Genomic DNA, 21,586 nt, shown 5'->3' on the forward strand with positions numbered 1-21,586 from the left:
AATCAGACCGTGGCGTCAGCAGGCGCATCGCTCACAGAAAAGTGACTCAGGCTGTGCCCCATGCGTTGCCGCTTGGCATGCAGGTAAGCGCGGTTGTGCGGATTGACCGGGGTTTCCAGAGCGATTCTCTTGCGGACCTGAAACCCACGGGCTTCCAGCGCGCGCACCTTGTCTGGATTGTTTGTGAGCAGATCAAGCTCACCCACGCCCAGATCACGCAGGATTCCGGCTGCTGCCGCCCAGTCCCGCGCATCCGTGGCAAATCCAAGCCGGTGGTTGGCGTCTACTGTGTCCAGCCCGGCATCCTGCAATTCATACGCCCGGATCTTGTTAACAAGGCCAATGCCCCGGCCCTCATGCCCGCGGACATACACCAGCACGCCACTCTCCGCTTTGCCGATGGCCCTGATGGCCGCATGTAACTGCGTCCCGCAGTCACACCGCAAAGAGCCTAGCGCGTCACCCGTCACACATTCAGAGTGCATGCGCACCAGAGGCACAGCCCCCTGTGCCGCCGGGTTCCCTTTCACAAGAGCGACATGCTCCACGCCACGGGAATCCCGAAACGCATGGATCGCCAGATCTTCCCCGCCATAAGCGCTGGGGAGAGAAGCCGTTGCGAGGTCGGCCATGGCTTCTTCTGCCACGCCGTCAGCTTCCGGAGCTTCCGCCACAACGCCTGCGTTTTCCGTAACTGTCGCAAGGGGCGTCAGGCCGTGGGCGCTGATCCATGTGACCAGTTCCGCAATGGAGATAATGGGCATGTCATGCTGCTGCCCATAAACTTCCAGCGCCGGACGGCGGGCCATGGTGCCGTCTTCATTCAGAATTTCACAGATAACCGCCGCAGGCCGCAGGCCAGCCAGACGCAGCAGATCAAGAGAACCTTCCGTATGGCCAATCCGCTCCAGCACCCCTCCGGGGGCGGCCCGCAGCGGGAAAATATGGCCGGGAGTTGCCAGATCCATCGGCTGAGCCGTCTCAGATGCCGCCACCTGAATGGTATGCGCACGGTCGGCTGCGGAAATGCCGGTTGTCACCCCCTCCCGCGCTTCGATGGACACGGTGAAGGCCGTGCCATGCCGCGCGGTATTATCCCGCACCATCATGGGCAGTTGCAGCTTTTCCACCTGTGCGGGGGTCAGCGGCAGGCACACCAGCCCACGCGCGTGGGTGATCATGAAATTCATAGCTTCTGGCGTCATGAATTCCGCCGCCATCACAAGGTCACCCTCGTTCTCACGGTCCTCATCATCCACCATAATCACCATGCGGCCCGCGCGCAGAGCCTCCACCGCGCGGCGCAGGGCGTCAGACGGCTGAGCCGCCACTAACGGCATTTTTTTCACCGGTTCTGACATAGAACCTCCACATATTTGGCAATGACATCCACTTCCACATTCACAGCATCACCCGGCGCAATTTTGCCGAGGTTGGTGTGGGTCCATGTGTGCGGGATGATCATGAGAGCGATGCGGAACGCATCATCTTTCACATCACTAAGTTCATTCAGGGTCAGGCTGATGCCATCCAGCGTGATGGAACCTTTTTCCACCATATAGCGCCGCAGGCTGGCGGGGACTTCAAACACCACCCGATGCGCATCGCCAGAGGGTGTGCTTTCAATAAAACGGGCTGTTCCATCCACATGCCCCTGCACAATATGGCCGGACAGCCGGGTGGCGGGGGTTACAGCCCGTTCCAGATTCACAAAACTTCCGGCCCGGAGTGCGCCCAGCGTGGTGCGGTCCAGCGTCTCGCTGCTGACAAAAAACTGCACCCGCCCGGTTTCAGACGGTGCTGTTGCCGTCAGACACACGCCGTTCACGGCAATGCTCTCCCCCTCAGCCACGTCCCGCATACCGGTTTCCACGTCCAGCATGACGGATTTTGCGCCGGGTTCGACTTTGAGCACAGGGCCGAGTGATTCAATAATTCCGGAAAACATGGTTACTCCTCAGCGCACCGTGCCCACTCCGGAAACAGAGCAAGCGGCGTTGTTGCATGACGGGTTGAAACGGAAAAATGGTCCGCGCCCTGCGCGTCCTGACGAATGGTCAGCCAGTCATCCCACATAGTCTGTGCCCGCAGAGCGGCCAGCAGCGTGGGACCAGCTTCCACCATGGCCCACAGAGCCGGGGTTTCCGCCAGCAGAGCAGGCAGACCCTGAAGATCAGGGCAGAACAGCACATCAAAGCGCATGCGGGCCTGCTCCAGCCACGATGCGGGCACATGGGCCTGCTGGCCGCACACAACCAGTGTTCTGCGGCGCTCCGCATGGTCGGGCACATGCCGCACCGTGAAAGAGGGGTTATCAGCCACCACTGTTCCGGTGCCGGTAATGACCAGATCGGTCGCACGCCGCAGGGCATGGGCAAACCGGAGAGACTCTGGCGTGGTGAAGGTTGTCTGTCCGGCGGGTGGCACCATGCTGCCCTGCTGATCCAGCGCCTGTTTCACCGTGATCCACGGCCGCCCCTGCGTCATGCGCATGGCAAATGGAGCCGGCAGCGCACGGCATCGGGCGGCAAGGTCTGCCCCGTTAGGGCTTTCCGCCAGCCAGCGCACAGTAACGCCTGCTTTTGTGAGCGCAGCAGCGCCGCCCCCGGCCACATGGGGGTTAGGGTCCGGGCAGCCAATCCAGACCGTTTTAACCGGAGACTCCAGCAGCGCTTCCGTGCAGGGGCGCGTGCGGCCTGTGTGGTTACAGGGTTCAAGCGTGACAACCGCTGTATGCACCCGGTCAAACACCCCGGCCTGCTTTGCCTGTTCCAGCGCCAGACGTTCCGCATGGAGTTGCCCCGCCCGGTGGTGGGCCGCCACCATCAACACGCCCCCGGCCTCATCCAGCAGCGTGCAGCCCACCGCCGGGTTGGGCGCCGTCTGGCCCACAAACCGCCATGCGTCTGCAATCGCAGCCTCAAAGGCCCGTGCCACACAGTCCGGCATCATGTCTGAAGGGTTTTGCGTCACACCCTGCACCTATCTGCCCAAAACATCGTACCAGACGGACTCAGGGCAGATAGCAGAGGTCACCCCTTGCGCCTCCGCACCAGACGCGGAGACCCAAAGGTCTGCACCGTTCTCTCTCATCCGGACTGTAACCGTCGGCTCCGGAATTACACCGGATCTGCTGACCCTGCCGAAGCAGGCGCTCGCGGGCTTATAACGGAAAACCGTTACTTACCGCCGGTAGGGAATTTCACCCTGCCCTGAGAACGTCACGGCTGCACACAAGACAACCGCGTTTATTATGATGGGGTGAATACGCCCGGCTTGCAAGAGACAATGCACACAGAGCAGACCAAAAGTCTGCGTGAGGTCTGGCGTATCATCCAGTTTTTAAAAAGCCCATGTGGCATCACAACTGAACCACAGCATGTTGTTAGTGCCATTATTGACGACCGGATGAGAGACCGTGCCTGCCTGATTAAACGGATGCGTGCCATTCAGCGATTTATCCAGACGGATTTCCGGCCGGATGGTCAGAGAGCCAAGACCTAGGCGCTTATTGATAAATTGCGGCTGGTAGGAAACCCCGACCGTCAGCGCCCCATAAGTCGTGGGGGGTGCCACATAATAAGGATAAGGCTGGTTGCTGAGGGAGCGTGTGTAGGACGTAAAGCTGGCATATTGCGCGATGATCGCGCCCGTATTGTCCCGGAAAATTTCACCCCGGGCATTGAGCGTCAGCCAGGGATGAATGGCCCACGCCAGATAGGTGGACACGCCATAGGCATCATCATGAGACAGATCATCGTGCAGATAGACCCCATCGACCGTGACGGTCACGGCCTTGTTCACATGATAGGCCGCCATCAGGTTGCCGTTATACTGCATCTTCCGGTTGGCTTGCGGTCCGGCCCCGGCACTTGTCCAGCCATCTGGTGAGGTCACAGCGCGGCTGTTGTTCCCCTGCGGGCCAAAATGCCCGATGGCATGCACATCCAGTCTGCCGTCCAGAAGATGGTTAAACGTAAAACCAAAATAGCCTTTGGGTTTATTATTGTTGCCCGACCGCCCGAATGTTGTGGAATTTCCGGCATCAATCCCCACAATCCAGTCCGCATGTTTTGCCAGATGCATGGTGGCGACAATGCCGACGGTTTCAAACGGCACAATATAGTCCGAGGCATAATTGAACGTGTAAAACGGACGCGCCTGCGCCGGAGTGCCTTCCACCCCCATCAGCCCGTACATCTGCCCCATCTGCACATCAATCCCGTGCCGGAACAGCCAGGGCAGATGCACATCCAGATGCGCCTGCGTGGGCGCCCACTGATACAGGCTGTTCAGTGAGCCGGACCCCATGCCAATGGTCGGGTCAAAACGGGCATCCGAGCCGTACATGGCTTCCAGCACAAAGCCTATGCCATACCCGCCCCCCACACTGGTGACGGGATGGGAGAGAGACCCCATAATCTGATTGAGCGAGACGGTATTGGCGCGGTCCGTATAGAACTGGCCAAAGTTTCTGCCAGAGCGCGTCCACGGGTTGCCTGCAATCCCGGCCTCGAGACTCAGATGCCCTTCCAGCCCATCCCAGTATGTCAGCTTATGGCCGGGCTTTGGGCGGAACAGATTCCCCACATGCAGTTTGGGCATATCCTCCTGCACGGCCGCAGCGGGTGCAATTTCTGGCAAGGCCGCGGGCGGCGGCACGGCGGGTTTTTGCGCGGCCAGCGGCTGGGAGACCGGCTTTTGCACGCTGCCCGGCTGCACCCGCTTTTTGGGCACGGAGGCCCGCACCCGTGCCGGATGCCCGGTTGAGTCTGCATGGGAGAGCGGAGACAGCACTGCACAGCCCATCAGCAGCAAAGACACCAGAGAAACCCGTCTGAGTGTGATGTGCGTTACCATCTGCCTGCGTTCGCTCCTGAAAATACCCGGCTCACAAAACATGATCTGATCACATTCTTAAACCGGCTGTTTTCTGGACAGAGCCATGAACAGAACAGACAGCACGACCATAAAGCCCAGATAAAGGCAGAAAATTGTGCCATTGCAGGCAATGACGGCCACCAGTGCGATCAGCGCCCCAACCAGCGCAACAGCGGGCAAAACAGGGTAAAACGGCGCACGATACGAGCGGTGCAGGTCAGGCTCCGTACGGCGCAGGCGGAACAGGCTGATCATACTCAGCACATACATGGTCAGCGCCCCAAAGACCGACATCGTGACCAGCGTCGCGGTGAGCGACTGCCCGTTGATGGAAATGACATCATCCGAGAAAATGGCCGCGATGCCGATGACCCCTCCGGCAATGGTTGCCATATACGGTGTCTGAAACCGGGGGTGCAGCCGCCCCAGCACCTTCGGCAGGAAGCCCGCACGGGCCAGCGCAAAAATCTGCCTTGCATACCCCATGATAATGCCATGCAGGGACGCCACCAGCCCGAACAGCCCCAGCCAGACCAGCATGTGCAGCCAGCCGCTATGGCTGCCCACCACCTGCTTCATGGCCTGCGGCAGAGGGTCATTCAGGTTAGCCAGAGTCCGCCAGTCCCCCACACCCCCGGCAAACAGCATGACGCCAAAAGCCAGAGAAACGAGGGTCAGCACCCCGGCAATATAGGCCACCGGAATAGCGCGTCTGGGGTCTTTTGCTTCCTCAGCCGCCATAGCCACGCCTTCAATGGCCAGAAAGAACCAGATTGCAAACGGGATTGCAGCAAAAATGCCTCCCATAGCTTCCCAGCCAAAATGGGGCGCAACACCCCAACCGTTCTGGGTAAAATTCTGCCATGAGAACGCCGGAGCCACGACGCCCATAAACACAAGCAGTTCAATAATGGCTGCTATGGTAATAAAAAGTTCAAAGGTTGCCGCAATATGCACGCCAACAATGTTCAGCGTCATGAACACCAGATACGCGCCACAGGCCGCCACCTTGGGTGAAAGTCCGGGAAACTGCACGTTCAGATAAGCCCCGATAGCCAGAGCAATGGCGGGAGGTGCAAAAATGAATTCCACCAGTGTCGCCAGCCCTACAATCAGCCCGCCCCAGCGGCCCAGAGCGCGTGAGCTATAGGTAAACGGGCCTCCAGCCTGCGGAATGGCGCAGGTCAGCTCCGTAAAACTGAAGATAAAAGCCGTATAAATCACCGCCACAAAAACAGTAGCGACCAGAAAACCGAGCGTGCCCGCAGTGGCCCACCCGTAACTCCAGCCAAAATATTCGCCAGAAATCACCAGCCCGACGGCAATGCCCCACAGGTGGAACGCCCCCAGTGTTTTATGCAGATGGGTGGGGTTCTGGCTCATACGTGCTGGTCCTTTACTATGGCAGGAAGGGAGCTTTCAGGAAGTGTGTCAGAAGAGGTTCTGTCCGGTGCGGCATCTTTCAGGCCAACACCTGTCAACTGCATCCGCATGGCTTCCTTCATCAGCCATGCCAGTTTGTCGGCGGCTCCCGAGGTCGGCAGCCCGTGCGGGTGAATGTTGGAGAGGCAGTTCCGGGCGGAATCCGGGCACCCCACATAGGGCGCATATGTCAGATAAACGCCCATGCTGTCCGCCACACTCAGGCCGGGGCGCTCACCGATCATCATCACAACCATGCGGGCGCCAAGGGCCGAGGCAATTTCATCCCCCAGAGCCACACGCCCCTGCGTGGCAATGACCAGCGGCGCAATCCGCCAGTCTTTCAGCCGTGGCAGCATCGCCCGGAACAACGGAATAGCACCCTTCTGTGTGGCAACGGAGGAGAGACCATCTGCGGCAACAAATACAACGTCCCATTCGCTTTTTTGCAAAAAGGACAGACTTTCCGGCGCCAGTCTTCGGCCCAGATCGGGCCTGCGCAGATATGTCGGACGGTCATCCGCACGGCTGCGGACACACAGGCAGGGCATGCCGTTCATCTGCGCCAGCATGGCCTGCACATCCAGCGGTGTATGCACAGCATCCCGCGCCTGCGCATGGGCGGCCTGAAACGTCAAAACATCAGAAGTGCGTTGCGCATTCCCGCTTCGGCCCAGACCAATCCGCGCCCGCGTGAGAGCGCGCAGATCCTGCCAGACATCCGGTCTGCTCTCTGTGTTCTCAGAAGGAAAAACAGGTTTTTTTGTCATGATGTCAGCCCACAAGCTGCACAAGGCGCGTCTGGTGCGGGGCAAGTTCCAGCATGCGGCCGGACTGTGGCTCAAACAGGCCCATCTGGTCCAGCCATGCCGCAAATTCGGGCGCAGGCCGCAGATTGAGCATACTGCGCAGGGTCAGAATATCGTGAAAAGACAGGCTCTGGTAATTCAGCATGATATCATCCGCACCGGGCACGCCAATCAGGAAGGTAATCCCCGCAGCCCCCAGCAGCACCATCAGATTGTCCATATCATCCTGATCCGCCTCGGCATGGTTGGTGTAACAGGCATCACACCCCATCGGCACACCCAGCAGCTTGGCGCAGAAATGGTCTTCCAGCCCGGCGCGGATAATCTGTTTGCCATCATACAGATATTCCGGGCCAATAAAGCCAACGACTGTATTCACCAGCAGGGGGCGGAACGCACGGGCCACGGCGTAAGCGCGTGTTTCCACCGTCTGCTGGTCCAGCCCGTGATGCGCCTCTGCAGAAAGGGCCGCCCCCTGCCCGGTCTCAAAATACATCACGTTGTCGCCCACCGTGCCGCGTTTGAGCGAGAGAGCAGCCTCATGCGCCTCTTTTAAAATCGCCAGCGTGACGCCAAAGCCTTCATTAGCTTTCTGCGTCCCTGCAATGGACTGAAACACCAGATCCACGGCACCGCCCTTGTTCATGATCTCAAGCGTGTTGGTCACATGTGTCAGCACGCAGGTCTGCGTGGGAATATCATAGCGGCGGCGGGCATGATCCAGCATGTCCAGCAGGGCCAGACCGTTCGCGACGCTGTCGGTCGCGGGGTTGATACCAATGACGGCATCTCCCATGCCATAGAGCAGACCATCCAGCGTGGAGGCGGCAATCCCCTTGAGATCATCCGTAGGGTGGTTCGGTTGCAGGCGCGACGCCAGACAGCCTTCCAGCCCGATTGTATTACGGAAGCGCGTAACCACACGCATTTTGCGCGCCGCACTCATCAGATCCTGATTGCGCATAATCTTGCTGACCGCTGCCGCCATTTCTGGCGTAAAGCCGGGTGCCGCGGCGCGCAATGCCGCGGGCGTCGCGTCATCAGACAACAGCCAGTTGCGCAGGTCTCCTACCGTCATGGACGCAAACGGGGCAAAGGCCGCCTTGTCGTGCGTATCCATAATCAGGCGGGTGACATCATCAGCCTCATAAGGGATCAGGTCTGCGCGGACAAAAAGATCAAGCGGCACATCCGCCAGCGCGTGCCGGGCCGCGATACGCTGCCTGTCTGATGTTGCGGCGAGCCCGGCCAGCTCATCGCCTGACCGCGCGGGAGAGGCGATCGCCATGAGTGTCTTCAGATCGTCAAACACATAGTGTTCACCGCCAAGACTATACTGAAACCCCATATTGGCGTGCCTCCCGATCCCGTTCGGCACTCTGCCCGGCCTTTTTTACAAGATCCGGCGTCCTGCCCAACTGGTTTTATTTTCGTTCGATACTGAAATGATAGCTGAGCTGCGCGCGTACTGACTTGACCGATTCCAACAAACTTTTGACACTTTACAACGTTCAGAATGATAAACACCGCACTCAGTTTTGTTGAGGATATGATGCCCCACCCTTCCGGCACAGGAGAAAACGCCAGCGTTCTCGCTGCGGCCGCATGTGGCGTGGAACGCTTCATGCAGGACCGTGGCGGGGATATAGACCGCATTGCCGGGCGCGCGGGCCTGTCTACCCGCCAGTTTTCCCTGCCGACCGATGCCTTGGACCTCGGGGCGTATTGTCGTCTGTTTCATGAAGCAGCGGCCGAGACACAGGATGGCAATATCGGCCTGTGGTTCGGCCAGCAGTTTGATCCACGCCATCTGGGGCTGATCGGCTATGTTGCCCTGCTCTCCCCTACTGTCTCTGATGCGCTGCAAAATCTCGCCGCGCACTTCATGTATCATCAGGCCCGGACGGAAACCCGTTTTGTGCAGCACGGAGACCTGCTCCGGCTGGAATATGCCATCCGGGACCCGTCCATTCTGACCCGCCGCCATGATGCGGAACTGACCATGGGCATGTTCTGCAACATTCTGCGCCATGCGCTGGGCCCGGACTGGGTGCCGGAAGAGGTGCAGTTTGAACATCCTCAGCCCGAACAGGCGGCAGAGCACCGGCAGGCTTTTCAGGCAGATATCCGCTTCCAGTGCCCGACCAATGCGCTGGTCTTCCGTAAAACGGGCATGGACCGCGCGATGCCGGACGCAAACAGCGGCATGCTGGACGTGATCCGCTCCTCCCTGATCTCCCTTGCCCGCAGCAGGCCCGATCTGGCGGCCCCGGACCTGCCCCTTAAAGAACAGGTTGTGCGGCATATCCGCGCCGCTCTTGAAGGAGGCCATAGTGAACTCCCGGACATCGCCACACGGATGAATCTGCCGCACTGGACCCTGCAACGCAGACTCGCACAGCGTAATCTGTCCTATTCCGTTCTGCTGGAAGAAACCCGGTATGCGGAAGCGCTGCGCTATCTGGCCATGCCAGCGTATGACATCAGCGCCATTGCCCGTACGCTGGCCTATACGGAAACCAGCGCCTTCAGCCGGGCTTTCCGGAAATGGAGCGGCCTCTCACCCCGCGCATGGCGGCAACAGAACATTCCCGCGTTTTCCGCCTGACCAGATGCCATCTCACTCCCTCAGTTGGAGATGACATCTCCAGAACAGTTCTTATCGCACCCTGACTCTGATGGCATGGTGGTTTGACCAGTGACAAACAGGCCGCCAGCGCGGCCCCTCCTGATAAAGGGTCAAGAAGCATGTCTGACGTTTTTGTTGTCTACCATTCCGGCTATGGTCACACCCGAAAAGTTGCTGAACATGTGGCGCAGGGTGCGAATGCAACGCTGATTGCCATTGATGAAAACGGCAACCTCCCCGAAGACGCATGGGACAAGCTGAACACCGCCAAAGCCATTATTTTCGGCGCACCCACCTACATGGGCAATGCAAGCTGGCAGTTTAAGAAATTTGCCGATGCAACCTCAAAAGTCTGGTTTACCCGTGGATGGGAAAACAAGATTTTCGGAGGCTTTACCAACAGCGCCAGCCTGAACGGTGATAAAGCCGTCACGCTGGAATGGCTGAACACGCTGGCCTCCCAGCATGGTGGCATCTGGGTCAGCCTTGGCCTGCCGCCCGCAAACACCAAGGCTGCCAAACGCACGGATATCAACAACCTCGGCGGCTCTGTCGGCCTGCTGGTGCAGAGCCCGGCTGACGCCAGCACGGATGAAATCCCGCAGGGCGATCTGGATACTGCCATCCTGTATGGCAAGCGCGTTGCAGAGGTTGCCTCACGCTTTTCCGCCGCCTGATACAGACTGTTTTACGGCTGTAAACCGTCCGGGGCTGCCATGCGCAGCCCCGGATTTTTTATGGCTTATTTGCACGTATTTTTATCACACGCTCTGAGCACGGATCATGCTATAAATTCATCCGCACTCGAAATGTTGTGAAAGCAAAAATGAAAAAGGGTTCTCTGCTCGGCATTGCTGCCGGAGCACTTCTGGTCATTCTGGGTCTCTTCGGTCTTCTCAGCCGCCACACGCACTCTGCGTCTTCAGACCCGGCACAGCCTGACCCCTGCGAGTCGTCTTCCGATAAACGCCCGGACACCTGTTCTTCTCACGGCCATTCTTCAGGCACAACGGCTTATACCTCGTCCAACTGGATGAACAGACGCGCATCCGGCCATGAGAGTGGTGAGGCCGAAGCCGAGTCCGCAGGCCATGCAGGCTTTGGTGAAGGGGCCGCAGGCCACGCGGGCGGAGGCGGCGAGTAAGGCTGGTCCATGCCGCACATTCGCCGTGTGCCTGCCACTGCCAGACAGGACTGGAAAACGCAGGCTGACCAGATCGGGTATGGCTATTACCGCAATGAGGATGGCTCCGAAGCGTGGCGGGAGAGCGTGCGTTATGAGCTTGATCACTCTGCCCTCACCCTGATTCGCCATACGGCTCAAACCCTGCATCAGATGTGCCTCAGTCTGGTGGAGGATATTCTCCGGCAGCCGGACGGGCTGGACACGTTCCATATTCCGCGCAGCATGCAGGACGTTGTGCGCAAATCATGGCGCAGACAGGACCCGTTTCTGATCGGCCGGTTTGATCTGGCATGGTGTGGCGGCCAGCCCAGACTGATTGAATATAATGCGGACACCCCGGCCACCGTACCAGAAAGCACGCGCATGCAGACGCTCTGGCACCAGCACTGTGGCAAGCCGCATGACCACGCGCCGCTTGAGGCAGAACGTCTGGTGGCTTACCTCACCACCTTGCGGCAGGCGGGGCGTATCAGCCCCACCATCCATATCGTGCCCTACCCGGATAATCTTGAGGACGCGACGCACGCCCTTTATTACAGCCAGTGGGCACAGCAGGCCGGGCTGACCGCTGTGGTCTGTGACCTGAAAGATCTGGAAGTCAGCACCGGCGGAGAACTCCTTTATCAGGGCCGCATTATCCGCACCATGTTGCGGATGTATCCGTGGGAACTCATGTTTCGTGATCCGGGCGCTCGGCACCTGCACACCTGCCACTGCACGTTTCTCAACCCGCCATGGACGGCCCTGCTCTCCAACAAAGCGCTGCTTCCGGCCCTGTGGGAACGCCACCCCGGCCACCCCAACCTGCTGGCGGCGGGGTACAGCCCAGAGGACGTCACCCGTCACAGTTCGGCGGCATACGTGGAAAAACCCATTCATGCTCGTGGCGGTGAAAATGTCCGGATGATGCGGGGCACAAAAACCCTCTATGCCGAGGCAGGCACCTACAACGCCTATCCTAAAATCTATCAGGACTTTGCGGACCACCGGATTAACGGCGTAACAGCCTCCATCGGCGCGTGGATGATTGGAGACCAGTTTTCAGGCCTGACCATGCGGGAAAGTGCCACACCGGTTGTAAGCCACACATCCGCCATTGTGCCGCATATCGTTTATAGGAAACGAAAACTCTCTTACTATTTAGAGAAATTCCTCCAGCCATCTCCCCGCACAGTAACCGGCAGATAATTTTATCCCTGCGACAGCCTGAGCCAGATCGCGATATATTCCATTATTTTATAAATAATCCTGAGATTTCCTGCTGTTCTTTTGAATGGCAGATGCGCAGCCCCGCTGCGGGCAACAATGATTGACCCGACCTTCCAAAGCGTGGGAAAGACTTGCGAAGAACGACGATCCCATTGAACAGACCAGCAAGCCAGGGCAGATACTGATGACCGCAGGAAAGAAAGCAACCCTAATCATTCTGCTCGCTTTTGCGCTGTCCGGATGCAAAAATTTCTATCACAGCAGTTGCCCCGGCTTCTCCGGTGAAAACCCGGAAGCACGTGACGGCATCAAGTCCGTGATCCAGACCTGCAACTAGGCTTTATTAGTATTAGTTGGGGCATGGCGGAGAGGGAGTCCGCCTAATTATCGTCCCAGCACGTTCCACAGCGTTCCAAAATCCTTCTATATTCTAGGCTTTTACCCACTCTTCCGTCCACGGTTGTTTCTGGACGTACCTCCAAAGCCCATGTTTTAAGGGGGGTAACAAGAGGGGTAAACACCATGAGCCGACTCCCACCCAACCAGTTAACCGCCTTGCAGGTGTCTCGCCATAAGAGCGGAGACCTATGCGACGGAGGGGGGCTTTGGCTTGCGGTATCGGGGGGCTCTCGTTTGTGGGAGTTACGCTTTAAATCTCCTGTGACAGGTAAACGGCGGCAGATGAGCCTTGGGAGTGCTGCGGATCTTTCTCTGTCTGACGCTCGTTCACAGGCTTCCGAGTCCCGCCGCCAGATAAAAAGCGGGCTGGATCCAATAATCGAAAGGGAGAAGGAGAAGGCTGCCCGGAAACTGGAGGTCGGCGTCACTTTCGAAGAGGTGGCCGCCCATTACATCCAAGAGCAGGCTCCCGGCTGGAAAGGCCCGAAAGGCCCAGCAGCATGGACAGGCACTCTCAATCATCATGTTTTTCCCGTGTTTGGCAGGAAAGCCGTTCGCGACATCGACACTCAGGATGTGCTGGCCGCCCTCCGTCCAATATGGACAGAGAAAACCGAAACAGCAGGACGCATCCGTGGTCGTATTGAGCGCATTCTTGACTATGCCCGCGCTCAGGGCTGGCGTGACGGCGAGAACCCGGCCCGTTGGCGAGGGCACCTTTCAGCGACCCTGCCCCCTCCGTCCAAACTGATGAAGGTTCAGCACCACAAAGCTGTGGGGTGGAAGGATATAGCGCCTGTCATGTCAGCTCTCCGGTCATCAGAAGGTATTGCCGCCAAGGCCGTGCGGTTCTGCTGCCTGACGGCTGGCCGGTCTGGAGAAGTAAGAAACGCCGTCTGGTCTGAAATTGATATGGCAGCCCAAATCTGGACCATCCCTGACCACAAGATGAAAGCTGGCCGGGAGCATCGCGTGCCATTGTCGGCTGATGCTCTGGCCGTCCTTCAGGAAATGCTGCCCCTCCAAGACTCCGCAGCCGGGGGTTTTGTCTTTCCCGGGCATAAGAGAGGCAAGCCCTTGTCGGATGTAGCCCTGAGCAAAGCCCTCCACCTTGCCGCCAAAACCAAGGACGTAACGGTTCATGGCCTGCGTTCCACCTTCCGGGACTGGACATCTGACACCAATGCCTGCCCGCGTGACGTGGCGGAAATGGCTCTTGCCCATGCCATAGAGAACAAGGTTGAGGCTGCTTACCGGAGGAGTGATCTGCTGGAGCAGCGCCGTCCTCTCATGGAGACTTGGGCAGCACACTGCCGGGGATGAGGAAAAACTCCACCCGGCCCTATCTTTTTTCGGTCGTGCCGGTCGTGCCGGTCGTGCCACCCTCTAAATTCGGCTGAAAGCTGCCATTTTTCAGAGCACACACATGGCACGACCTATTAAAACGCCGGTCGTGCCAGTCGTGCCACTCAGAAAATACACCCCCAGCCGTCTGACTGAACGACACTGAAATCGCGTTTTGGATTTCAACTTTTTTAAATAGGTTGAAGGCTGCTTGCCCTGCCGTTTTCTCACTGTATCCAGCGCGGATGGCAGCCTGAGCAACCTCAACATTCACTCAAGGACTAACGCTTTCGATTTCATGTTTTTTCAAGAGGACCGCTTTGCTCAGAGCCGCTGTTATCAGCAAACCCGATCACACTGCTTCGCCACTGTAAGAGCAGTGAAAAGGCTCCACCCTCGCGCGTGCGCGCGCGTATTGTGCAACTTAGGTCAGTCGGAGAATTTCCAGACTGCTGGACGACTGTCTCGCGCGTGCGCGCGTATTGTGTCACTCGCCGCCTTCAGGCCCCTTGTTCTCAAGGTCTCTTGCGCCCCAATGGTTTGCTTTCTATGCGTTTGATTGTTTTTCAAACGATGGCTGTTTTCTGCGGCCCCCAGCACGATTAAATCAAACGACGGCTTTGATTATTTTTTCATATGAGCCGCAGTTTCCCGCCGTTTAATTCAAGCAGGCATATCCTCTCTCCGGGCCTGTGCAGAATTGCATAGGAGCTGTCCCTCGCGCGCGTGCGCGTACTGGTCAGAAAAGCCAGCCCCATCGACACCCAAAACGGGCCATGCAGAGACCCTCAAGAGCATCTTCGCGCCGCCACATTTCATCGAAGGCGGCCTTATGGATGCGATGATACGTTGCATGGTGCATCCCTTTTGGTCGGGACGGATCACGTGAGAAAATACCACCTCCGCAACTCCCACCAATCCGCTGCAAGAGCTTCTCCTGCCTCATCCATGACCGGCCTATGGCGTCCACGTTTCTGCTTTCATAGGTCATGTTGAAGCAATGCCGGCACGCAAGCTGTCTGGAATTGCTGGACAGGTGCAGGGCCGAAATCCGCCTTGCACAATATGGGCAGATCAGCCAAGGCCGCCTGCCTCCATAGTTGCAGGCTGACCATGAAACACGAATAGACATGATAACGCGCGGGCTCTCTTGTTCGGCTTCCACATTCCATGAAAGCCGCAGCGTGTCGTCTGAGAAAGTGCATTCCATGTCATCGCAGCCACTTCCCGGCCATTTAAGACTAGCCGACCATCCCTCTGTCAGCGCCCCCATCTTCGCCAGAGCGCTGGCCTTGATCTGCTTCGCTGCACCTACGCGGGGCCGCCCTTCATAGGTCCGGCCTGAGCCAGAACCGCCCATGACTGAATTATTCCTCTGGTATTTCCGAAATCATTAAGGAAATTATACCATATCTCTACGTTTCTCCGCGATTAAAACCGCAGAAAACGACCGTTTTTGCACGTATGAAATAATGTGGTGATTTCAGTTTTTTTCAGTCATTCCGTTTCAACATTCTTCAACATTTCCCCGCATTGAATTTCAGGTTTTATCAGGTTCCTGAGTAAGGGATTGGCCGCTTTGCGTTGTACCGATGGCCCCGCCCGTACTATACTTTCAGACATGGAAACTCCTGCCCATACCTCCCTTGTTTACCGCATCACCATCCCCGGCCTGCTCAGGGCCAAGGGTCGCCCGCGTTTGGTAATGGCCGGACTTTCACGGATGCAAAGACGGTGCAGGCCGAGAAGCATATTCAGCGCCACGCTATGGAGCAGATCGGCAAGCCGTGCCTGACCGGGCCGCTGCATCTTTCCCTGACGATCAGCATTGCCCCTCCGCCCTCATGGAGCAGGAAGAAAACGGCGGATGCACTGGCAGGCCGGATCCTGCCAACCAGCCGGCCGGACATAGACAACCAGATGAAAACTGCTGCTGATGCTCTGAACGGTATCGCGTGGAAGGATGATGCCCAGATCGTGGATGCTTGGCTGTCGCGCCGTTACGGGCCGGAGAGTGCGACGATTATTGAGGTGCGCCCGCTATGACTGGCAAACATGGCCGGGACGTGCCCAAATGTCTGAGCCTGTCTCATAAAGGTGCAGATGCCTCCGTTACGGAGGTGAGCAGGAATCCCCGCTCACCCCACAAGAGACGCATTCCCCGCAAGCCAAGCCTTGCCCAGATCGAACGGTTTGAAGCCCTCCGCGCTCGAGTGATGGGAATACCGGAAAGCCGGTAGGCGTGCAGTTTTACCCATATTTTATGTTTGATGATGGATAGTGAGAGGTCTAAGTAAAATGGAGAGAGGTAAGCTACTTGGGCTTATCCGCCCAAGTCTTTCTCTTTTTTTTCTCCCTCAGCATTTACACTGAGTTTTTGATACATACCCAACGCCAATACCATAAACGTTGCTACAACCAGCAAAGCAGCCGGGAACAGAATGTCTTCCGGTTCCTTACCACTTTGCTCAAAAACTCCCACCAACCCTTCTATGAAGACAGCGATAATTATTGTTGTCATGAATTTGGTCAGGCTGCCACGAGCTTCTGACAGGGATTGCTTCCCTTTAGATCGCAAGACTTCTTCTTCAATAAAATACTTTGCAACGTCAAATACGGCGACGGCAATCACCACATAACTTACCGCTCGCACGATTTCCCCTCTACCATCCTTAAAGGAGATTATGAATGCAGATATTAATCCGACCGCACCTGAAATTATTAACAAAGTTGCTAGCGCCATTAGTATGACGCTAGCAAGAAAAAATGCTACTTTAGATACATTCTCAATCTTATTGATGATGTTTTTCCTATAAACAATTTATTGAAATTTTCTTATACATACCATTACATAGTTATTTTTTATTTTCTATTAAATTCTGTAAGCGTTTTTTATATGAGGACGACAACATGATAACATGCGATAATGGATATTATCACGTCTTGACGCACTAGAGGGCGTTTCCCATTGCTTTTTATGCGCTGTTAGCGTATATAGTGACCATGACAGACGGGCCAAAATCGTTCGAGTGGGATGATGCGAAAAGCGATGCCTGCTTTGAGGAGCGCGGCTTCAATTTTGCGGATGTCCTAATGATCTTTGCTGGCCCAGTCATTGAGCGACCAGATGACCGCAAAGACTATGGAGAGCCGCGTATAAGGGCTGCTGGCCTGATTGAAGGCGTGCCCTTCATGATTGTTTATACGCCCAGAGGTGACAGCCTGCGCATTATCTCAGCCCGTAAGATGCACCGGAAGGAGTGGTTAAAATGGCAAGAATGACCCTGGCTGAAATCAAAGCGCGGCCTTCCAGCATCGACTGGAAGCGAGTGAACGCCACCACGGATGAAGATATCGACCGGCACGCCAAGGAAGACGGCACGGATAACGAATTGCCCGGGCTGCCTTACCCGACACCGGCAACAGTGCGCCGCCATTTGAAGCTGACCCAGAAAGAGATTGCCGCCTTGGCTGGCGTGCCGGTCGCGACATGGCGGAACTGGGAACAGGGCCGGGTTGGTCTGGATCCTGCCGTTAGGACGCTCTTGCGGGTTCTCTGGCGTGAGCCTGATGCCGTGCGCCGGGCAATGGTCGCCTGATACGATAGGCCATAAGCCAGAAGACGAAACCGCAATAGGGATATTGCCCGCACTTCCCTGCGATAAAGTGCGCTGTCCAAATTGGACAATCGCCTTGTACCTAATACCTGCCGTCGGTACTGTTCATAATGAACAGCAGAGCAGGACAGATGGCCGGACAGCATAAGAACAAACTCAATCTCGACCGTCTGGCGAAAATATGGGCGCTGGCTGAGCGGGGCGACGCTGGAGAGCAGGCCGCGGCACGCAACCGGGCTGAGGCGCTGGTAAAGCCGCACGGCTACACGCTGGCAGATGTGCCTGACCTGCTGCTCACGGAGGGGTATCTGGACGACGAGCCCCAGCCCTCCGCAGGTGGCTTCACCTTCTATGACATGAGCAATCCGGCACACCAGCGCGCATATGCCCGCGCTGAGGAGAAGAAACGTGCGGCATGGCGCATGGCCAACCGCGCCAAGATGGATGAAGTGCTGGCCCGGTATGGCTCAGAAGAGGCTGTGTTCGCGTCCACCGCCGAAGAGCAGGCCTATGATGCGGTGATCGAGCCTTTCCGCAAGGCAGGCGGCCCCGGCAAGTGTGACACATGGGATGGAGAACACTTCAGCCCGAGCGTGCGCGTTCGTGCGGCCCTCGCCTCGGTCAAGCCATGGCCTGACACCATTCCCGATGCCATCGCGGAATACGAGTACTGGGAGAAGCTGTATGATGACCGGAACATAGCGGACAGCAACGGCCAGCATAATTACCTCAGCCAAGGCGCCGACTTCCGGCGCTGGGCCTTGGGCGATCTGATCGACAAAGAGATTGAGGCCCGCAATATCTCGGACGTGATTATCCGTCTCCGCTTTCAGGAAGCCAGTCAGGGCACTTACAATGACAGTGACGCCATCCTGCGGGATCTGGAACGGCTGCATGTGGCGGAAAACTCCCAAAGGCCAGATCCTGTCTCTGGGGATATTCCCCCTGACCGGGGATCTCCCGCCACCTCTACCGAGAGCCTAGGTGCCCCTGAAAACCGCACCACCCTTCCGTCCAATTTGGACACCGCTACAAAGCGCCGGGCGGAGGTGGTGCGGATACTGAACACGTCGGAGGGTGAAGTCCTCTCCCTCCGGGATATCGCCAAAATGACGGGGGTTTCTCCGACAACCGTGGCGAACATAAGAAAGCGGATGAGAGAGCAGCATTAGAGCATTTGAGCTAGTAATGGGCGATGACTACGACGTCGGAATGCCCGCTAATCGCTCTTTGTGACGCACCTAAACTCCCGCCACCGTGGAGCGAGATCAATCTGCGGAGTTGGCTGCCCAGACTACCCCCGCCATCAGGAACTGTCTGCTATGCCATGGGAACCACTCCTTCAGCAAAGCGCTTCAGCCTTGGGATTATGGGAAGGACCGCGTGATGATGAATGTTATGGGCATGACAGCCATAGGGTTTTTAATGTGTATGGCAATTGCGAAAGTAGTTGACATAATCGCAACTGCTTTCCTCATGAAAGACCAATAACGTTCAATAAAGAGAGATGCTATTACTCTTTGAGATGCGGGAAACGTATATTAACGGTCAGCCCCTCTTCATCCCACATCCTATCAATTCTTCCTTTCAGAGATTGCACCGTTCTATTGACCATCTCTGTTCCAAATCCACGACACTCTGGCTCTGTTGAAATTTTTGGACCTCCTTTCTCAAGCCAACTAAACAGAACAGTATGGTTATTAAGCGCCCAAGAAATGGTCACGTTGCCACTATCTTTGCTTAAAGCTCCATATTTTACTGAATTTGTAGCGAGTTCATGTAGGAGCAGAGCAAAGACAGACACTCTGTCCTGAGCAACCAATATTTGCTCTCCGTGAACAAGACACCTCTCGCCATATGGCCACAAAACGGCTCTGGAAACATCTACGAGATCGGTTAAGCCTTCAGTCTCTGTCGAGTTGTTCTTTTTTGTGAAAACCACATCAGAAGCACGACTTAAAGCTTTTATTTTTGCACGTAATATTTGTACGACTTGATTTGCACTTGGTTCAGAGTTTGCTTCTTTTTCCGAAATGAGTATGAGTCCGGAAATGACTGCAAAAATATTTTTGATACGATGATGCATTTCTAGGGCTATAAGTTTTTCACGATTAAGAGCTTCTCCAAGCCCTTTTTCGAGTTGCACCTTTTCTGTCACATCTCGTGACACACAAAGTATTGATAATACTCTCCCCTGACTATCAATCAGAGGAGTTAGCAAATTATCCCAATACACTGGTCCACCGGCAGAGACACTATTGCCTAGAAAACGAACGGTCTCACCTAGCGCAGCCTTGGAGAGCGCATATCTTCCATCGGCATGGACCTCAGCCGGAAGCAGAGACAGCCATGGCATCCCAAATCCGGAATCCTGCGGAACATTAAGTGCCAGGCAACCTGCCCGATTCATTGTTAGCAAATTGCCCTCAACAGAAAGAACTTTGATGCAATCTGGAGTCGCATCTAACATGGCTTTCTGTAAATCAGCTATATAAGAATCAGTCGGCGAAGCTGCGTCTGGAGACAGTATTCGTGAGTAAACTGTAGCGGCAGCTTCCATATCTATACTTCTTTCGATTTGATAAGCCCGAAGTTACACTAGCAGACAATAATTCAGATGCCTACGTTGTTTTCCCTCTGTGTTTTTACCGTGCGGCTCGTCTTGAACATGGCATTATAGCCGGGCCAAGATAACTAAATCCTTCGCGCACAAGGCCGGATGGGCCTGTTTGCAGTCCTTGATATCCGGCAAGTATCCAGATGCTGGCTCTAGACGAATGATATATCCACCATGCCCATGCCCGTTTGCCATTCTTGTCAACCAGAGCGTGAGGTCCAGTTTGGGTTGGGGTTAACGGCTCACCCAGGCAGTTCATGTTTGGCCAAGCGTAACGCGGATTGATCATAATGTTTCCTTCTTTAACCAACTCCCGCCTATACTTAAGGATGAGCATAACCGTACTAGGCGCCTCGGGAAACTACTTATGGTGCCGCCCAGTCAGGTGTACTACCATCACCGCAAAATGAGGGAGATAGTGCATGTCGGAGGGGCAAGACTTTGATCTGTTTTATGCCAAAGAACGCGCCAGACAGGCTGAGGCAGCGCACAAAGCGAAAGAGGAAGCATTAAACAGGACGAAAGCTCGAGCGACCTCACTTCTAGAGTGGGCGATTACGCTGACTACGGCCTCCATTGCCGCCGCCATGCAGGGGAAATGCAAGGGCGCGCCGTCTGTGGCCGCCTTTGGTTTTTTCGCAACATCCGTGCTGTGCGCAAAGGTTCTGTATTCCACCAAAACCCAGATCCTTTTGCAGCCGCCCGCGTGATTTGATGGCATCATGCAGGAGGGAGACGAGAAAACGGAATTGGGGTTCTACCGAGCTTTTTCTGATCTCGCAGAGGATGTGGACACAGAAAATGACGCAGTCATAGCCAAAGACCAAAAAACCATGCGGCTGGCGTGGATTGTTGGGTGCGCAACCCCAGCCGCAGCGGCTTTATTTGCGTTTGGGGCTTGGCTGATTGGGTGTGGCAGGAGTACGTAAACCCGCTGGCCCGCTGTCGAAAGCCATCGCGGAAGGCTTTTTGCTCATGACATTTTCCAGTCGACTTGGCTGACTGGCTGGCTTTGGTGTTGGTTTTTTATCTTTGTCGCTCATGCGAATCCTCCATAATGAGGAGGATGCCAGTACCGGGACGGTCTTGGGGAGTCAGTAAGAATGATCCCCTACTGACCTTTCCTCAGCCTGACCCCAGCCCCGCCGCCGTTCTCAGCAATAAACTCAACGCCAGCGTTCTCAAGAGCCGTGCGGATAGCGTCTATGGTGGACTGGCGAGGATTAACTTCCGCCAGCTCGATGCGCGCAATAGTGCGTTTTGGGAGGCCGCTGGCAGATGCCAAATCATCTTGCGTTAAACCTACCAGTGCACGGCCTGCTCTAATCTGGGCAGGAATAATGTCATTTTTAATGACTTTTTCTCTTGCATTCATAAACCCATAATGTCATCAGTGAGGGCATCTCGCAAGAGATTAAGCAGCCGGATGGGGAGCTACTACCTTCCCACACCCGGCCTAACCACAAACCGAAG

24 protein-coding genes and 1 riboswitch are annotated in these 21,586 nt (G+C 56.3%); of the genes, 11 read left to right on the forward strand and 13 right to left on the reverse strand.

The window, feature by feature from the left end:
- Positions 1-2: 2 nt before the first annotated feature.
- The 7 genes from ribB to JK199_RS00325 form a co-directional block, all read right to left on the reverse strand.
- The gene (gene ribB / locus JK199_RS00295; RefSeq protein ID WP_280528558.1) at positions 3-1,361 is read right to left on the reverse strand and encodes a 3,4-dihydroxy-2-butanone-4-phosphate synthase; all 1,359 of its coding nucleotides are present in this window, start codon (positions 1,359-1,361) and stop codon (positions 3-5) included.
- On the reverse strand, positions 1,346-1,948 hold the full coding sequence (locus JK199_RS00300; protein WP_077931333.1) for a riboflavin synthase: 603 nt from the start codon (positions 1,946-1,948) through the stop codon (positions 1,346-1,348). The genes ribB and JK199_RS00300 overlap by 16 nt, the downstream gene beginning before the upstream one ends.
- A gap of 2 nt (positions 1,949-1,950) precedes the next feature.
- On the reverse strand, positions 1,951-2,982 hold the full coding sequence (gene ribD / locus JK199_RS00305) for a bifunctional diaminohydroxyphosphoribosylaminopyrimidine deaminase/5-amino-6-(5-phosphoribosylamino)uracil reductase RibD (RefSeq protein WP_408742313.1): 1,032 nt from the start codon (positions 2,980-2,982) through the stop codon (positions 1,951-1,953).
- 95 nt (positions 2,983-3,077) lie between these two features.
- Positions 3,078-3,224: riboswitch (FMN riboswitch) on the reverse strand.
- Between the two features lie 118 nt (positions 3,225-3,342).
- Complete coding sequence (locus JK199_RS00310) at positions 3,343-4,860, reverse strand: outer membrane beta-barrel protein (protein ID WP_408742314.1); 1,518 nt, start codon at positions 4,858-4,860, stop codon at positions 3,343-3,345.
- A gap of 57 nt (positions 4,861-4,917) precedes the next feature.
- Positions 4,918-6,264 carry an ethanolamine permease gene (gene eat / locus JK199_RS00315; protein ID WP_077931331.1) on the reverse strand — a complete coding sequence of 449 codons (1,347 nt, stop codon included), beginning with the start codon at positions 6,262-6,264 and terminating at the stop codon, positions 4,918-4,920.
- The gene (gene eutC / locus JK199_RS00320) at positions 6,261-7,073 is read right to left on the reverse strand and encodes an ethanolamine ammonia-lyase subunit EutC (protein WP_212372923.1); all 813 of its coding nucleotides are present in this window, start codon (positions 7,071-7,073) and stop codon (positions 6,261-6,263) included. The genes eat and eutC overlap by 4 nt, the downstream gene beginning before the upstream one ends.
- 4 nt (positions 7,074-7,077) lie before the next feature.
- Positions 7,078-8,460: an ethanolamine ammonia-lyase subunit EutB gene (locus tag JK199_RS00325; protein WP_212373551.1), complete on the reverse strand. Its 1,383-nt coding sequence runs from the start codon at positions 8,458-8,460 to the stop codon at positions 7,078-7,080.
- A 201-nt stretch (positions 8,461-8,661) separates the two neighbouring features.
- Here JK199_RS00325 and qhpR point away from each other — a divergent pair, with 201 nt between their 5' ends.
- The 6 genes from qhpR (at position 8,662) to JK199_RS00355 (ending at position 13,858) form a co-directional block, all read left to right on the forward strand.
- Entirely contained in the window at positions 8,662-9,720 is a 1,059-nt protein-coding gene (gene qhpR, locus JK199_RS00330) for an AraC-like transcriptional regulator QhpR (RefSeq protein ID WP_212372931.1), read from the forward strand.
- A gap of 140 nt (positions 9,721-9,860) precedes the next feature.
- Entirely contained in the window at positions 9,861-10,418 is a 558-nt protein-coding gene (locus JK199_RS00335; RefSeq protein WP_212356371.1) for a flavodoxin family protein, read from the forward strand.
- Between the two features lie 149 nt (positions 10,419-10,567).
- Entirely contained in the window at positions 10,568-10,885 is a 318-nt protein-coding gene (locus tag JK199_RS00340; protein ID WP_212356367.1) for a hypothetical protein, read from the forward strand.
- 9 nt (positions 10,886-10,894) lie between these two features.
- Entirely contained in the window at positions 10,895-12,115 is a 1,221-nt protein-coding gene (locus JK199_RS00345; protein WP_212372933.1) for a glutathionylspermidine synthase family protein, read from the forward strand.
- Between the two features lie 121 nt (positions 12,116-12,236).
- A complete protein-coding gene (locus tag JK199_RS00350) occupies positions 12,237-12,473 on the forward strand; it encodes a hypothetical protein (RefSeq protein WP_212372935.1) in 237 nt (78 codons plus the stop codon).
- A 185-nt stretch (positions 12,474-12,658) separates the two neighbouring features.
- Complete coding sequence (locus tag JK199_RS00355) at positions 12,659-13,858, forward strand: tyrosine-type recombinase/integrase (RefSeq protein ID WP_212372937.1); 1,200 nt, start codon at positions 12,659-12,661, stop codon at positions 13,856-13,858.
- A 19-nt stretch (positions 13,859-13,877) separates the two neighbouring features.
- On the opposite strand, the gene JK199_RS00360 is transcribed toward JK199_RS00355, so the two are convergent.
- Together JK199_RS00360 and JK199_RS00365 are read right to left on the reverse strand one after the other, a co-directional pair.
- The gene (locus JK199_RS00360) at positions 13,878-14,153 is read right to left on the reverse strand and encodes a terminase small subunit (RefSeq protein WP_212372939.1); all 276 of its coding nucleotides are present in this window, start codon (positions 14,151-14,153) and stop codon (positions 13,878-13,880) included.
- Positions 14,154-14,618: 465 nt separating this feature from the next.
- Positions 14,619-15,239 (reverse strand): hypothetical protein, encoded by a 621-nt coding sequence (locus JK199_RS00365; RefSeq protein ID WP_212372942.1) that lies wholly within the window; start codon positions 15,237-15,239, stop codon positions 14,619-14,621.
- 374 nt (positions 15,240-15,613) lie between these two features.
- Between JK199_RS00365 and JK199_RS00370 the strand changes: the two genes are divergently transcribed.
- On the forward strand, positions 15,614-15,925 hold the full coding sequence (locus JK199_RS00370) for a RusA family crossover junction endodeoxyribonuclease (RefSeq protein WP_342356264.1): 312 nt from the start codon (positions 15,614-15,616) through the stop codon (positions 15,923-15,925).
- A 277-nt stretch (positions 15,926-16,202) separates the two neighbouring features.
- Here JK199_RS00370 and JK199_RS00375 read toward each other — a convergent pair whose 3' ends face one another.
- Positions 16,203-16,622: a hypothetical protein gene (locus JK199_RS00375; RefSeq protein ID WP_237594546.1), complete on the reverse strand. Its 420-nt coding sequence runs from the start codon at positions 16,620-16,622 to the stop codon at positions 16,203-16,205.
- 260 nt (positions 16,623-16,882) lie between these two features.
- Here JK199_RS00375 and JK199_RS00380 point away from each other — a divergent pair, with 260 nt between their 5' ends.
- The 3 genes from JK199_RS00380 (at position 16,883) to JK199_RS00390 (ending at position 18,668) form a co-directional block, all read left to right on the forward strand.
- Positions 16,883-17,161 (forward strand): BrnT family toxin, encoded by a 279-nt coding sequence (locus JK199_RS00380; RefSeq protein ID WP_212372944.1) that lies wholly within the window; start codon positions 16,883-16,885, stop codon positions 17,159-17,161.
- Positions 17,149-17,478, forward strand: a complete 330-nt coding sequence (locus tag JK199_RS00385) for a helix-turn-helix domain-containing protein (RefSeq protein ID WP_025825287.1) — start codon at positions 17,149-17,151, stop codon at positions 17,476-17,478. Before JK199_RS00380 ends, JK199_RS00385 begins: the two co-directional genes overlap by 13 nt.
- A gap of 149 nt (positions 17,479-17,627) precedes the next feature.
- Entirely contained in the window at positions 17,628-18,668 is a 1,041-nt protein-coding gene (locus JK199_RS00390; protein ID WP_212372946.1) for an Lrp/AsnC family transcriptional regulator, read from the forward strand.
- Positions 18,669-19,009: 341 nt separating this feature from the next.
- Here the strand turns inward: JK199_RS00390 and JK199_RS00395 are convergent, their stop codons facing one another.
- Positions 19,010-20,056 carry a sensor histidine kinase gene (locus JK199_RS00395; protein WP_212372955.1) on the reverse strand — a complete coding sequence of 349 codons (1,047 nt, stop codon included), beginning with the start codon at positions 20,054-20,056 and terminating at the stop codon, positions 19,010-19,012.
- 479 nt (positions 20,057-20,535) lie between these two features.
- Between JK199_RS00395 and JK199_RS00400 the strand changes: the two genes are divergently transcribed.
- A complete protein-coding gene (locus JK199_RS00400) occupies positions 20,536-20,823 on the forward strand; it encodes a hypothetical protein (protein WP_212372957.1) in 288 nt (95 codons plus the stop codon).
- 171 nt (positions 20,824-20,994) lie between these two features.
- Here JK199_RS00400 and JK199_RS00405 read toward each other — a convergent pair whose 3' ends face one another.
- Positions 20,995-21,156 (reverse strand): hypothetical protein, encoded by a 162-nt coding sequence (locus JK199_RS00405; protein ID WP_212372959.1) that lies wholly within the window; start codon positions 21,154-21,156, stop codon positions 20,995-20,997.
- 68 nt (positions 21,157-21,224) lie between these two features.
- The gene (locus JK199_RS00410) at positions 21,225-21,488 is read right to left on the reverse strand and encodes a helix-turn-helix domain-containing protein (RefSeq protein WP_212372961.1); all 264 of its coding nucleotides are present in this window, start codon (positions 21,486-21,488) and stop codon (positions 21,225-21,227) included.
- Positions 21,489-21,586: the final 98 nt, after the last annotated feature.

Source organism: Acetobacter persici (assembly GCF_018256955.1).
Taxonomy (GTDB): domain Bacteria; phylum Pseudomonadota; class Alphaproteobacteria; order Acetobacterales; family Acetobacteraceae; genus Acetobacter; species Acetobacter persici.